This is a genomic window from Brevibacterium sp. R8603A2 (genome assembly GCF_023072605.1).
GTDB classification, from domain to species: Bacteria; Actinomycetota; Actinomycetes; order Actinomycetales; family Brevibacteriaceae; genus Brevibacterium; species Brevibacterium pityocampae.
The window spans coordinates 53,081-66,005 of sequence record NZ_JALLGN010000015.1 but is presented as its reverse complement, the minus strand read 5'-3'; the positions used below and the strand labels follow the sequence as shown (position 1 = coordinate 66,005).

12 protein-coding genes are annotated in these 12,925 nt (G+C 72.8%); 10 read left to right on the top strand and 2 right to left on the bottom strand.

The window, feature by feature from the left end:
• Positions 1–265: 265 nt before the first annotated feature.
• From MTQ12_RS13490 to MTQ12_RS13475, 4 genes are all read left to right on the top strand, one after another.
• The gene (locus MTQ12_RS13490) at positions 266–994 is read left to right on the top strand and encodes a Sir2 family NAD-dependent protein deacetylase (RefSeq protein WP_247619025.1); all 729 of its coding nucleotides are present in this window, start codon (positions 266–268) and stop codon (positions 992–994) included.
• Positions 991–2,001, top strand: a complete 1,011-nt coding sequence (locus tag MTQ12_RS13485; RefSeq protein WP_247619024.1) for a nitronate monooxygenase — start codon at positions 991–993, stop codon at positions 1,999–2,001. Before MTQ12_RS13490 ends, MTQ12_RS13485 begins: the two co-directional genes overlap by 4 nt.
• A gap of 195 nt (positions 2,002–2,196) precedes the next feature.
• Positions 2,197–2,724 carry an SRPBCC domain-containing protein gene (locus MTQ12_RS13480; RefSeq protein ID WP_137320025.1) on the top strand — a complete coding sequence of 176 codons (528 nt, stop codon included), beginning with the start codon at positions 2,197–2,199 and terminating at the stop codon, positions 2,722–2,724.
• Positions 2,725–2,726: 2 nt separating this feature from the next.
• Positions 2,727–3,320, top strand: a complete 594-nt coding sequence (locus MTQ12_RS13475) for a WHG domain-containing protein (RefSeq protein WP_247619027.1) — start codon at positions 2,727–2,729, stop codon at positions 3,318–3,320.
• 145 nt (positions 3,321–3,465) lie between these two features.
• Here the strand turns inward: MTQ12_RS13475 and MTQ12_RS13470 are convergent, their stop codons facing one another.
• Positions 3,466–5,505, bottom strand: coding sequence for a choice-of-anchor I family protein (locus MTQ12_RS13470; RefSeq protein WP_247619023.1), 2,040 nt, complete (start codon positions 5,503–5,505; stop codon positions 3,466–3,468).
• A 221-nt stretch (positions 5,506–5,726) separates the two neighbouring features.
• Complete coding sequence (locus MTQ12_RS13465) at positions 5,727–6,803, bottom strand: hypothetical protein (protein ID WP_247619022.1); 1,077 nt, start codon at positions 6,801–6,803, stop codon at positions 5,727–5,729.
• Between MTQ12_RS13465 and MTQ12_RS13460 the strand changes: the two genes are divergently transcribed.
• Genes MTQ12_RS13460 through recN form a run of 6 tightly spaced genes read left to right on the top strand, consistent with a single transcriptional unit; the run spans position 6,792 to position 12,923 of the window.
• Positions 6,792–8,102 (top strand): hypothetical protein, encoded by a 1,311-nt coding sequence (locus MTQ12_RS13460; protein ID WP_247619021.1) that lies wholly within the window; start codon positions 6,792–6,794, stop codon positions 8,100–8,102. The two genes, MTQ12_RS13465 and MTQ12_RS13460, sit on opposite strands and share 12 nt — an antisense overlap.
• A 5-nt stretch (positions 8,103–8,107) precedes the next feature.
• Positions 8,108–9,088 carry an HAD-IIA family hydrolase gene (locus MTQ12_RS13455; protein ID WP_247619020.1) on the top strand — a complete coding sequence of 327 codons (981 nt, stop codon included), beginning with the start codon at positions 8,108–8,110 and terminating at the stop codon, positions 9,086–9,088.
• A complete protein-coding gene (locus MTQ12_RS13450; protein ID WP_247619019.1) occupies positions 9,081–9,389 on the top strand; it encodes a hypothetical protein in 309 nt (102 codons plus the stop codon). The genes MTQ12_RS13455 and MTQ12_RS13450 overlap by 8 nt, the downstream gene beginning before the upstream one ends.
• Positions 9,386–10,285: a TlyA family RNA methyltransferase gene (locus MTQ12_RS13445; protein WP_247619018.1), complete on the top strand. Its 900-nt coding sequence runs from the start codon at positions 9,386–9,388 to the stop codon at positions 10,283–10,285. The genes MTQ12_RS13450 and MTQ12_RS13445 overlap by 4 nt, the downstream gene beginning before the upstream one ends.
• Positions 10,282–11,208, top strand: coding sequence for an NAD kinase (locus MTQ12_RS13440; protein ID WP_247619017.1), 927 nt, complete (start codon positions 10,282–10,284; stop codon positions 11,206–11,208). Before MTQ12_RS13445 ends, MTQ12_RS13440 begins: the two co-directional genes overlap by 4 nt.
• Positions 11,205–12,923 carry a DNA repair protein RecN gene (gene recN, locus MTQ12_RS13435; protein ID WP_247619016.1) on the top strand — a complete coding sequence of 573 codons (1,719 nt, stop codon included), beginning with the start codon at positions 11,205–11,207 and terminating at the stop codon, positions 12,921–12,923. The genes MTQ12_RS13440 and recN overlap by 4 nt, the downstream gene beginning before the upstream one ends.
• The last annotated feature ends 2 nt before the right edge of the window (positions 12,924–12,925 follow it).

Sequence of the window (12,925 nt, the reverse complement as noted above, 5' to 3'; positions counted from 1 at the left end):
TATTCTTCACGAGCGAAGGCCCCGAAACCCAGTGTTCCGGGGCCTTCGCCCATTCACCACCAAGCACACCCCGGTCGGGGTGTGCCTTCGCGCATTCACCCACGAAGCACCACCCACCGATAGGAGACCCCGGGCTCGGGGGCCTTGCCTCAGGTGCACCCACGCCCGGGTGTGCCTTTTCTCATTCAATGGGGCCTTCGGGCGCGGCCCGCATCCTGCGCTGCACGCCTGGGCAGCGACCCTGGACTCGGGCGACAATGGATGCATGAGCACTCAACCGTTGATCACGTTCCTCACCGGCGCCGGGATCAGCACCGGAGCCGGCATTCCCGACTTCCGCGGGCCCCAGGGAGTGTGGACCAGGGACCCCGAGGCCGAGAAGACCTCCACTCTCTCCTGGTACCTGCGCGACCTGGAGATCCGGAAGCGCGCCTGGCAGCTGCGTGCCGCCTCGGCCGTCTGGGACGTCGAACCCACCCCGGCACACCGTGCGATCGCCGAGCTCGAGGGTTCCGGGCAGATCTCCGGCATCATCACGCAGAACATCGACGGCCTCCATCAGGCCGCCGGCTCGAGCCCCGAACTCGTCTACGAGGTCCACGGCAACGTGCGCCGGTGGCGCTGTGAGTACTGCCGGGCGGCCGGTCCGATGGCAGAGATGATCGATCGGGTCCGTGCGGGGGAGGAGGATCCGCCGTGCCCGATGTGCGGCGGCATCATCCGCGCCACGACGATTCTGTTCGAGGAGATGCTCGACGCAGACGTCATCGACGCCTCCACCTCCGCCGCGGTATCCTGCGACCTCATGATCGCCGTCGGCACCAGCCTGTTCGTGCAACCGGTCGCTTCCCTGTTCCCGCTCGCACTCGAGTTCGGCGCCGCCGGAGTCATCGTCAACGCGGAGCCGACCCCGTTCGACTCCGCCGCCGACGAAGTCATCCGCGGCGACATCCAGGACGCACTCCCCGCCTACCTCGAAGGACTCCGCTCATGACATTCCGCCTCACCGACCTCACCCACCCGATCATCCAGGCGCCGATGGCCGGCGGACCCTCGACCCCGGCGCTCGTCGCCGCGGTGAGCCGAGCCGGTGGACTCGGTTCGCTCGCCGCCGGCTACCGCACCGCAGCGGACATGGTCGATGAGATCGCTGCGGTCCGCCGTCTGACCGACCGCCCCTTCGCGATGAACGTCTTCGTGCCGGAGGTGCACCCGTCTGCTCCGGGCGACCTCGACGCCTACGCCCGCGCGCTCCGCCCGTTCGCCGCGGAGCTCGGAGTCCCGGAGCCCGAGGTCCGGCCCGCCGGCGACGACGAGTACGGCGCGAAGCTCGAGGAGCTCCTCGCCGACCCCGTCCCCGTCGTGTCCTTCACCTTCGGACTCCCCACCGCGGAGCACGTCCACGCGCTGCAGGAGGCCGGGAGTGCGGTCGTGCTCAACGCGACGACCGTCGCCGAGGCGCAGGCGGCCCTCGCGCTCGACCCCGACGCTCTCGTGCTCCAGGGACCGCTGGCCGGTGGGCACCGCGCCCAGCACGACCAGCGGGCCGAACCCTCCGAGCTGCCACTCGAGGCACTCTTCGATGCCGTGCGCGGTCTCACGTCCGTGCCGCTCATCGCCGCCGGAGGACTCGCGACGCGCGCTGACGTGGCTCGTGTGCTCGAGGCCGGCGCGCATGCGGCGCAGGCGGGCACCGCGTTCCTCCTCGCCGCGGAGGCCGGCACCAGACCGCTCCACCGGCAGGCGCTCGAAGCTGGGCGCTCCACCGAGACCGTCGTCACCCGGGTGTTCTCCGGCCGCCCGGCCCGCGGACTGCGCAACGCCTTCATCGAGCGGATGACCCGGCACTCCGTTATCGGTTACCCCGAGGTCCACTTCCTCACCAGCCCACTTCGGGCGGCGGCAACCGACCCCGACGGCATCAACGCCTGGGCGGGGACGGGATACGCGCACTGCAGGCGCGCCTCGGCCGCGGAGATCCTCGCCGACCTCGCTCCCTGAACCCGCGCGCCGCCCCCTCTTCCCATCCGATCGGGGAGGCAATGCTCCGCGCGGGCGGGCCGCGACCGTGCGGAGAACGGCGGATCCAGTGTCGGAAACCTGCTGGAATCAAGTGCTCACAGGTATTGCTAACAGTGTTAGCCGCACGCTAAGGTAACAGTGTTAGCTGCATTCGCATCCAGCCCAGGGGGCATCATGAATCCCGGACAGATCATCACCGTCATCGTCGCCACCATCGTCTGCATCGTCGCCGGGTCGTTCGTTCACGGGGCCCTGCGCCCCGTACGCGTCACCGCGACCACGGACCTCGCGGCATCTCCGGCAGAGGTGTGGGCCGTGCTCGCCGACACCTCTGCCTACCACGAGTGGAACCCTTCGATCATCGAGAGCAGCGGCACCGTCGCGGAGGGGGAGCGCCTCGACAACACCGTGGTGTTCGGTGACGGCACCATGCGCTTCACGCCGCGCGTCCTCGTCGCCGATCCCGGCCGCGAGCTCACGTGGCGCGGCAGCACGGCGGTCCCCGGGCTCGCCGACGGCACCCACTCCTTCGTCCTCTCACCGCTCCCCGACGGCGGCACCCGTCTGACGCAGGAGGAGACCTTCGTCGGCGCCCTCGTGCCGTGGACCACCGGCATGCTCAGGGCGATGGAGCCGGAGTTCGTCGCGGTCAACACCGCGATCGGCGAACGTGCCGCGCAGCTGCAGCAGTCCCGGCCGTGACCATGGATCCAGAGGAGGCCACCACGTCGGACGCTCCGGCCCCGTCCTCCGATCCGCCGGTCATTCCGGAGCGGACCGCGCGCGTCGATGCGATCGTCGCCCGCGCCCGGGTCCTCGTCGAGGACGCCGGGTGGGAGGCGCTGTCGACGCGCATCCTCGCCGACGACCTCGGGATCCGCGCGCCCTCGCTCTACAAGCATCTCTCCGGCAAGGAGGAGCTGCGCACCCTCCTCCTCACCGACGCCTTCATCGAGATCGGCACGCGCTGCTGGGAGGCGGTGCGCAGCGCCGCCGTGGAAGGCGAGGAGTCGGCGGTCGGTGCCCTGCTCACCGAGTACCGGAGCAGTGCGAGCGGCTCCGCCGAGCTCTACCGACTCGCCACCACCGGTCCGCTCGACCGCTCAGCACTCCCGCCCGGGCTCGAGGAGTGGGCGGGCACACCATTCTTCGAGGCCACGGGGGACCCGGTGCGGGCGCAGGCGCTGTGGGCGGCGGCCCACGGGCTCGCGATCCTCGAGGTCGACGGCCGGTTCCCGCCCGGCAGCGACCTCGACGCCGCCTGGCAGGCCCTCGCCCACGCCTTCGAGGTCGGCTGACTGCAGGACCACACCCGACTGCGCGGTATCCCGAACCGAGCGCACAATTGCGCGCTCGGTTTCGGATACCGCGCAGTTCGCTGGAGGCGGTGCGCTCCTCGCCCCGTGCCCCGCTCTCAGGAACCTTCGGAAATCGAGGTCTGGGTCAGGAACGGGCGCGGCGGGAGAGCCAGACGGCTGCGGCGCCGACGGCTGCGAGGAGAGCGCCGATCCCGGCGAGGATCGCCGCGTCCGTGCCGGTGCGCGGCAGCGGTCCGCCGCCCGCCCGATCGTCGGAGTCGTCATCGGAACCGCCGTCGGGACCCGGAGCCGGGGCCTGCGTGCTCGTCGGCGTCGCAGTCGGCTCCGCGTCGTCCGTCGGGGAACCGGTCGGGGCCGGGTCGTCCGTCGGAGTGGGTCCGGTGCTCGGCTGCTCGGTCCCGGGGGCGCTCGGGTCGTCGCCGGGCCGGTCCTCGACGAGGTCGCTCTTCACGTGGTAGAAGGTGGTCGTGCCCGTCACCTCGTTGCCGATGACGAGCATGCCGGCCACGCCCTCGGCGGGGGTCTCCATCTGGGCGGCCGGGACGAAGACGATGCTCTCCGGCCCGGAATCGCCGGCCGCGTCGAGGTCGGCACCGAGGTCTTCCACCCCGAAGTTCCGGTTGTTGAAGTAGGTGACGAACTCCGCGTCGTCCGGCCGGGTGATGTCGTAGACCATGACCCCGCCCACCCGCTCGAGACCGATGAATGCGAAGGTCTTCTCACCGATGGACCCGACCTCGATCGCCTCGGGCTCGGGGCCCTTGTCGTCGGAGCGGTCGTCGAAGCCCGATTCGGCGTTGTCGGAGTTGAAGAAGTCCGGCACGGCCTCCGCGGTGAGCTTCTCGAACTCGTCCCGGGAGTCGAACACCACGGCACCGTCGGTGTCGAGGATCGAGAACGAGCGGCCGCCGAAGCCGTGGATCTGCTCGTAGCACGAGCCGTCGGCGCTGAGCCCGTTCGCGGTGGTCGCCTTGAGCCGTCCGAGGTTCTCGTCGCGCTGGAGCTCCTCGATGCCCATCCCGGCCTCCGCCGCGACGGACTCGCACAGCGGGGCGATGCCGTCCGTGCCGTAATCCTTGACCCGGATCTCCTCGGAGTAGCCGTCCCAGTCGCGGGAATCGCCCTCGTTCGCGGTGAGCAGGTAGTCGCTGCCGCCGATCGACACCGACTTGAGCGTGTCGGGCATCATGAACGTCTGCACCGGCCAGGTGCCGAACCCGATCCCACCGTCCCGATCGGAGACATCGGTGTCGACCGCGGAGAGGTCCTGGGTGCCGAGCGGGAGGAGACGCTCGACCGAGGCCGAGGCGAGGTCGACGACCGCGAGTGCGTTCGCCTCCTGCAGAGAGACGTAGGCGCGCTCACCGATCACCGTCGCGTACTCGGGCTCGAGGTTCTCTGCCACCGGGAACTCCGGGGTGCCGGTGCCGGCGTCCTCGCGGCCGCCGAAGACCCGCACGCCGTCGGGCAGGGCATCGCCCTCGAACGCGCGGAACCCGGCGAGCCGCACATCGTCCTGCTCCGGGGCCGCGACGGAATCCGGCAGGGCGATGACGCCGACCGAGCCCTCCGGGTCGACGGAGTAGTCGTCCGCCGGCTCGCCCTCGTTCGCCACCACGGCGAAGTCCCCGGCGGGGGAGAAGGTGATCGAATCGGGCAGGGCGCCGGTGCGCACCGCGCCGAGCGCCGCCGGCTTCGCACCGGAGAGGTCGAAGAAGGAGATCCACCCGGCCTCGGTCTTCGTCGGGTGCTCGACGGCGATCGCCGCGAGGCCGTCCTCGCGGACCGCAACCGAGTTCGCCACGCCGCCGGCCGGCACCGTCGAACCGTCGGCGGCGGCGATGCCGGCCGAATCGAGCTCGAACAGCTGCTGGGGATCGGCCGGGTCGCTCGAATCGAGGACGTTCACGGTGCCGGCCGCGGCGTTGACGACGAGAGTCTGCTGCTGGGCGGCGTAGTGGACGACGATCTCCGCGGCGCTCTCCTCGAACAGTCCGGTGCGGTGCACGCCGACCGGATCGAGGGTGAGTGCGGGATCCGCCGCCGAGTGCTCGATCGCGCCGGCGGCCCGAGCGGTTGCGGCATGGGCCGTCACGGCCGGGGCGAGGGCGGTGATGCCGACGAGAGCGGTGGTGAGCAGTCCGGAGACGAGAGCGCGGGGCATGGAGGCCTTTCGGTGGGTCGGTGCGGCCGGCGGCGGTGCGCGGGCCCGCCTCCGTGCCGGAGGCGACTCGTCCGAGATTAGGAAGGAGAGGCGGGTGTGAGGCGAGCGTCACGTGGACGGCTGGTGAATTCTCCGGCTGTCCGAGCACGGGTCTAGAATGGGGGTCGACAATCCCACCCCATATCCGCATAGGGAGAACCGTGCCGCATCCTGACGACAGCTCATACCGTTCCGAGCGCCGAGGCGCCGACGGGGACAAGGGAGGTCGCGGGGATCATCGAGGACGCGACTTCCGGCGGGACGACCAGGGCGGCGACCGCCGGGGCCGAGGCACGGGAGCGCACGGCGGCCGGGACGAGCAGCGCTCGCGCGGCGACGATCGCGCGCCGGGCCGTCCGCGCGGTGGCGACCGCGGCCGGGACTTCCGCAGCGACGACCGCGGGCAGCGCGGCGGCGTCCGCCGGAACGACCGCTCCCGGGATCTCCGCAAGGATGAACGGGGCGATTCCCGAGGCGGCTACCGCCGTGACGACCGCGACGACCGGCGTCCCCGCCGGGACGGCGAGGGCAGGGACTTCCGCCGCGATGACCGCCACCGTGACGACCGTCGCCGCGAGGATCGCGGCCGTGATTTCCGGCGTGATGACCGTGGTGATCGACGTCCGCGCCGGGACGGCGACTCTCATGACTTCCGCGGTGGCGACCGCCGGGACTTCCGTCGCGATGACCGCCGGGGCGGAGGCCAGGACGGCCGATCCGGTGGCTACCGCCGTGATGACCGCGGTGATCAGCGTCCCCGCCGGGACGGCGAGGGCAGGGACTTCCGCCGCGATGACCGCCACCGTGACGACCGTCGCCGAGAGGATCGCGGCCGTGACTTCCGCCGTGATGACCGTGGTGATCGGCGTCCGCACCGGGACGGCGACTCCCGTGACGCCCGCGGCGGGGGCCACCGGCACGACCGCCAGGACGACCGCAGGGGTGATCGCCGGGAGGGCGGACCCCGCGGCTACCGGCGCGACGACCGCCGTGATGACCGCGACCGCGACTTCCGGCGCGAGGACCGCGGCGACCAGCGCGGCGGATCCCAGCGCGGCGGACCGCGCCGTGACGACCGGCGTGATGATCGCCGTGACGACCGGCGTCCCCGCCGGGACGCCGAACGCGACTTCCCGCGCCGCGAACGCATCCCGGAGCCCGCGCTGCCCGAGGGCATCACCGGCCGCGAGCTCGCCGGCCCCGTCAGGTCCCAGCTGCGACCGCTCGAGAAGGACAACGCCGAGTCGGTGTCGAAGCACCTCGTCGCCGCCGGTCGGCTCCTCGACGTGGACCCCGAGGCCGCCTACCAGCACGCGAAGTTCGCGCTCAACCGAGCCGGCCGGATCGGTGCGGTCCGCGAGGCAATGGGACTCGTCGCCTACCAGCTCGAGAAGTACGACGAAGCCGTGCGCGAGCTGCGCACCCACCGCCGGATCACGGGCTCGACGGACAACCTCGCACTCCTCGCCGACGCCGAGCGCGGCCGCGGCAAGCCGGACAAGGCCCTCGAGCTCGTCGACGAGGTGGACCCGACCACGGTGCCGCCGGAGCTCTACACCGAGCTCATGATCGTCGCCGCCGGGGCCCACACCGACAAGGGACACGTCCGGGCGGCCCGTGCGCTGCTCGAGAAGCAGAGCTTCACCGGCAACGCCTCCGGAGCGACGGTGCGGCTCATGTCCGCCTACGCCGACATCCTGCGGATCGACGGCGACCCCGAGACCGCCGACAAGTACGAGGAGCTCGCCCGCCGCACCGCGAAGGCGACGAACACGTTCTTCGGCGACGAGGAGCCCGACCCGAACGCCGACGTCGAGATCTTCACCATCGAGGAGATCGAGGACGAGCCCGTGGTCCCCGACACCGCTGAGAGCACGGTCGCCGCTGAGAGCACGGACACCGCTGTGGAATCCGGGACCGCTGCGGATTCCGACACCGGCGCCGGTGCCGACACCGCACAGATCACGGACCCGGACACCGAACCCGGCGCTGCCGCGGACACAGCCGAGTCCGCCACCGCGGCGACCGAGGACATCCCGGCGACCGGTGCCGCGCCATCGGCCCAGCCGACTGCGGAGGCCGACGGCCCCGAGCCCCCGAGCGCTGAGTTCGACCCGGACTCCGCACCGCGCAGCTTCCAGGAGGAGATCGAGGCCGAGGTCGACGAGATCCTCGCCGAGGCCGGATTCGACGACGACGCGGCACCCGCCGGGACGGAGCCGATTCCCTCCGACAGCGAGGCCGAGGCGCTCGCCGAGGGCTCCGCACCGCACGAGACCGCGCCCGAGGCGCCTTCCGAGGCACCTGCCGAGGTCGCCGACGAAGCCGCCGCGGGCTCCGCCGACACCGGCACCGACACCACCGCCGAAGCCGACAGCGAGAACGACACCGACGCCACCACCTCCGCCGAAACCGGCAGCGAGAAGGACACTGACACCGTCACCTCCGCCGACACCGGCAGCGAGAAGGACACCGACGGTGAGACAGACACCGACGAGGACCGTCGCCGCCGCACCGACGACGACGAAGAGATGACCGCGCCGCTGTTCGATCTCTGATGCCGATGGATCCCCGCACCCCGTCCTTCGACTCCGTGCTCCTCGACCTCGACGGCGTCGTGTACGCCGGACCGCACGCGGTCCCCGGCGCGGTCGAGGCGCTCACCGAGCTCGAATCCCGCGGCATCCCGTTCGGCTACGTCACCAACAACGCGTCCCGGGCGGCCGCGGACATCGCCGATCACCTCCTCGAGCTCGGCCTGCCCGCCCGGCCCGCGATCGTCACCACCTCGGCCGGGGTCGCCGCCCGGGCGATGGAATCCGAGCTCGGTGCCGGTACCCGGGTGCTCGTCATCGGCAGCACCGCGCTCGCCGACCTCGTCCGCGAAGCCGGCTTCACCGTGGTCGAGTCCGCCGACGACGGGCCCGACGCCCTCGTCCAGGGCTTCTTCCGCGACATCACCTGGCACGACATCGCCGAGGCCTGCGTCGCCGTGGCCGCCGGCGTCGACTGGTGGGCGACGAACCGCGACCTCACGATGCCGACCGAGCGCGGACTGCTGCCCGGCAACGGCGCCTTCGTCCGCATCGTCGCCGACACCACCGGGCGCGAACCCCGCGTCACCGGCAAGCCGGCTGCGCTCATGCTGCAGACGGCCGCCGCGACGATCGGCGGCACCCACCCGATCATGGTCGGCGACCGGCTCGACACCGACATCGCCGGCGGGCGGGCGGCCGGATACACCTCCGCACTCGTCCTCACCGGGATCCACGACATCCACGACGCGCTCACCGCACCCGCCGAGCACCGCCCCGACCGCATCATCGCCACCCTCGGTGATCTCCTCGCGCCCGCCCCCGCAGCGACGGTCGAGGCGCACACCGCACGCTGCGGGGACGCCGTCGTCACCCTGTCCGGCGGAGTGTTGAGCTCGACCGGCCCGGCGCTCGACGCGGCGGCCGCCGCCCTCGCACTGCTCGCCGAGCAGCCGGCGGACACCGCATGGGAGATCGACCCCGCATTCCCGCGGAGGGCCGATGGCTGACGATCCCCGCCCCGCTGTGTCGGAGTCCGCCCGCCCCGCTGCAGCGGAGTCCGCCCGCCCCGCTGCAGCGGAGTCCGCCCGCCCCGCTGTGTCGGATTCCCCCCGCCCCTCTGCGTCGGATTCCCCCCGCCCCACGGTGTCGGATTCCCCCCGCCCCACCCCGGCGAGCGTCGCCGGTCGGCGTGACACCGCGGCCTGGGAAGCCGAGCTCGCCCGTCTCCGCGCGCTTAAGCCGGCCGAGTCCCTCGCCGCGGCCGAGGCGCTGCTCAGCGACCTCGACGAGGGGCTGCGTTCCCTGTGAGCAGCCGCCCGCCCGGCGCGGATCCCGGCCCGCCCCGGCCGGATCCCGGCCGGTCGGATGCGGAAACCGGCAGTCCGGCCCGCCTCGACCGCGCGCTCGTCGCCCGCGGCCTCGTCCGCTCCCGCACCCGCGCCGCCCGGGAGATCGCCGCCGGCCGCGTGTTCGTCGACGACCGGGCGGTGACCCGAGCATCCCACCCCACGCACCCGGGATCCCGCCTCGAGGTCCGTGCCGCGGACCCCTGGGTCGCCCGGAGCGCCCACAAGCTCCTCGGCGCACTCACCGACCTCGACTGCGAGGACGCCCCGCGCGCGGCGGTGTGCCTCGACGCCGGGGCCTCGACCGGCGGTTTCACCCAGGTGCTGCTCGACCGCGGGGCCCGGCGCGTCCACGCCGTCGACGTCGGCCACGCGCAGCTCGACCCCGCACTCCGCTCCGACCCCCGCGTGCACTCCCTCGAGGGCCACAACCTCCGTGAGCTCGAGCCGTCCTGGCTCGCCCCCGACACCGCCGTCGACCTCGTCGTCGCCGACGTGTCCTTCATCTCCCTCACCCTCCTCCTCGACCGACTGCTCGCCGTCGCCCGCCCCGGCGGTCTGCTCCTCCTCATGGTCAAGCCCCAGTTCGAGCTCAGCCGCGCCGCGCTCGACAAGCACGGGGTCGCCCATTGCGCGGACGACCGCGCAGCCGCCGTCGTCCGGGTTTTCGACGCGGTGACCCGTCTGGGCGGCGCGGTGCTCGGCTGGGCGCCCTCCCGCCTGCCCGGCCCCACCGGCAACCGGGAGTACTTCGTGTGTGTTCGCGCGCCCCTGTCGGTAGGATCGTCCTCAGTGCCGCCGGAGCCCCAGGTCACGGCGGCCGACATCAGCCGCCGGATCAGCGAGGAGGACACATGAGCCGCACCATCGTCGTCGTCCTCCACCCGCACCGCGTTGACGCCCGGTCCGCCGCCCTCGAGGTGTGCCGGACGCTCGACAGCGACGGCATCCGCCCGGTCATGCTCGAGACCGAGTACCGCGCGCTCGTCGCCTACACCGGGGTGCCCGACACGGAGATCCAGGTCGTCCCCGACGCCGAGCTCGACTGCCTCGCCGAAGGCTGCGAGCTCGTCATGGTGCTCGGCGGCGACGGCACCATCCTCAAGGCCGCCGAACGCTTCCACCGCTCCGGCGTGCCGATCATGGGGGTCAACCTCGGCCACGTCGGGTTCCTCGCCGAGAGCGAGCGGGAGGACCTCGCCGAGGCCGTCCACCGCGCCTCGGCCCGCGACTACATCGTCGAGGAGCGGATGGCCCTCGACATCACCGTCTACGACCGCGACGCCGTCATCCACCGCACCTGGGCGCTCAACGAGGCCACGATCGAGAAGAGCGAGGACTGCCGGATGATCGACCTCGTGCTCGGGGTCGACTCGCGCCCGGTGTCGAGCTTCGGCTGCGACGGCGTCATCCTCGCCACCCCCACCGGCTCCACCGCCTACGGCTTCTCCGCCGGTGGCCCCATCGTGTGGCCCGACGTCGAGGCCCTCCTCATGGTGCCGATCAGCGCCCACGCGCTCTTCGCCAAGCCGCTCGTCGTCTCACCGGCGGCGCGCCTCGGCGTCGAGTTCCTGCCCTCGGCCCCCGGCGTGGGTGCCGTGCTGTGGTGCGACGGCCGACGTGAGATCGACGTCCCGCCCGGCGCCCGCATCGAAGCCGCCCGCGCCCGCACCCCGGTCGCGCTCGCCCGTCTCAACACGAGTCCCTTCACCGACCGCCTGGTGGCGAAGTTCCACCTGCCCGTCACCGGCTGGAGGGGACCGGTGAGGAACCCGCAGTGATCGTCGCGCTCCAGCTGGAGAACCTCGGCGTCATCCCCGCCGCCCGCCTCGAGCTGTCCCCGGGGCTCACCGTCGTCTCCGGTGAGACCGGGGCCGGCAAGACGATGTTCGTCACCGCGCTCGACCTGCTCACCGGCGCCCGCGCGGAGTCCCACGTCGTGCGCGCCGGGGCCGAGCGCGCAGTCGTCGAGGGCGTGTTCGACCTCAGCGGCGCCGACCCATCGGTCGCCGAGCGGATCGTCGAGGCCGGGGGAGAGGCCGAGGACGAGGCGATCATCGCCCGCATCATCCCGCGCGCCGGCCGGGCCCGGGCCACCGCCGGCGGGCGTACCGTGCCGCTCGGCGTCCTGAAGGACGCCGGCCACGGACTGGTGAGCATGCACGGCCAGTCCGAGCAGATGACCCTGCGGCAGGCCGCGACCCAGCGCGAGCTCCTCGACACCGCCGGGGGAGAGCCGGTGGCCCGGGCGCTCGCGGACTACCGGGAGGCCTACACCCGCTGGCGCACGCTCACCGCCGAGCACGAGCGCCTCCACGCCACCGCGGCCGAGCGCGCCGAGAAGATCGCCTACCTCACCGCGAGCCTCGAGACGATCGACCGGATCCGCCCGCAGGCCGGGGAGGACGTCGAGCTCACCGCGCTCGCCGCCCGCCTGGGCGCGGCGGAGGACCTCAAGTCCGCGGTGACCGGCGCCCACGACCTGCTCGTCGGCAGCGACTGGGAGGAGACCGCGAACGCCGCCGACCTCATCAACCGCGCCGCCGCCGAGGTGTCCCGCGCCGCCGCGACGGACGACACCCTGAGCCCGCTCGCCGCCGCCGTCACCGACGCCGCCCTCCGCCTCGCCGACACCGCCGCCGAGCTCTCCGGCTACCTCCAGGAGTTCGACGACCTCGGTGCGATGTCGCTCGAGGACGCCGAGGCCCGCCGCGCCGAGCTCGGCTCGCTCGCCGCGTTCGGCCCCGACGTCGAGGCCGTCCTGGCGTTCGAGCAGCGCGCCGGGGCCGAGCTCCTCGAACTGCAGAACTCCGAGAGCTCGCTCGGCGACATGGACGCCCGCGTCGAGGCCGCCGCCGCGGCGGTCGAGGCCGCCGGGGACACGCTGCGCACCGCGCGCGAGCACGCCGCCGCGGAGTTCGCCGCCGCCGTCGGCGCCGAGCTCGCCGCCCTGTCGATGCCGCGCGCCCGGCTGAGCTTCGAGATCGCCCCGGCCGCCCCGCACGCGCTCGGCGCCGACACCGTGCGGATGCTCTTCACCGCCCACGATGCCGCCGCCCCCGGCGACATCGGCAAGCTCGCCTCCGGCGGCGAGCTGTCCCGGGTGATGCTCGCGATCGAGGTCGTCAAGGCCGGGCACAGCGCATTCCCCACCTTCGTGTTCGACGAGGTCGACGCAGGGGTGGGCGGTCGCGCCGCGATCGAGATCGGCCGCCGCCTGGCGATCCTCGCCCAGCACTCGCAGGTCATCGTCGTCACCCACCTCGCGCAGGTCGCCGCCTGGGCCGACCAGCACCTGACGATCGTCAAGGACGACGCCGCCGACGGCGCGGTGTCCGGGGTCCGCACGCTCGATCGGGAGGGGCGCCTCAGCGAGCTCGCCCGCATGCTCGGGGGCATGGCCGATTCCGAGAACGCCCTCGCCCACGCCGCCGAGCTGCTCGACACCTCGACCGCGGAGAAAGCCGGGTTCGCCGAGGACGGCGTGACAGAATGAGG

What these genes read in the sequence shown, in the direction of transcription:
- MTQ12_RS13475 (WP_247619027.1), top strand. Translation starts at nt 2,727, where the DNA reads ATGGATCCAGAGGAGGCCACCACGTCGGACGCTCCGGCCCCGTCCTCC.
- MTQ12_RS13480 (WP_137320025.1), top strand. Translation starts at nt 2,197, where the DNA reads ATGAATCCCGGACAGATCATCACCGTCATCGTCGCCACCATCGTCTGC.
- MTQ12_RS13440 (WP_247619017.1), top strand. Translation starts at nt 10,282, where the DNA reads ATGAGCCGCACCATCGTCGTCGTCCTCCACCCGCACCGCGTTGACGCC.
- MTQ12_RS13485 (WP_247619024.1), top strand. Translation starts at nt 991, where the DNA reads ATGACATTCCGCCTCACCGACCTCACCCACCCGATCATCCAGGCGCCG.
- MTQ12_RS13490 (WP_247619025.1), top strand. Translation starts at nt 266, where the DNA reads ATGAGCACTCAACCGTTGATCACGTTCCTCACCGGCGCCGGGATCAGC.
- MTQ12_RS13470 (WP_247619023.1), bottom strand. Translation starts at nt 5,505, where the DNA reads ATGCCCCGCGCTCTCGTCTCCGGACTGCTCACCACCGCTCTCGTCGGC.
- MTQ12_RS13455 (WP_247619020.1), top strand. Translation starts at nt 8,108, where the DNA reads ATGGATCCCCGCACCCCGTCCTTCGACTCCGTGCTCCTCGACCTCGAC.
- MTQ12_RS13450 (WP_247619019.1), top strand. Translation starts at nt 9,081, where the DNA reads ATGGCTGACGATCCCCGCCCCGCTGTGTCGGAGTCCGCCCGCCCCGCT.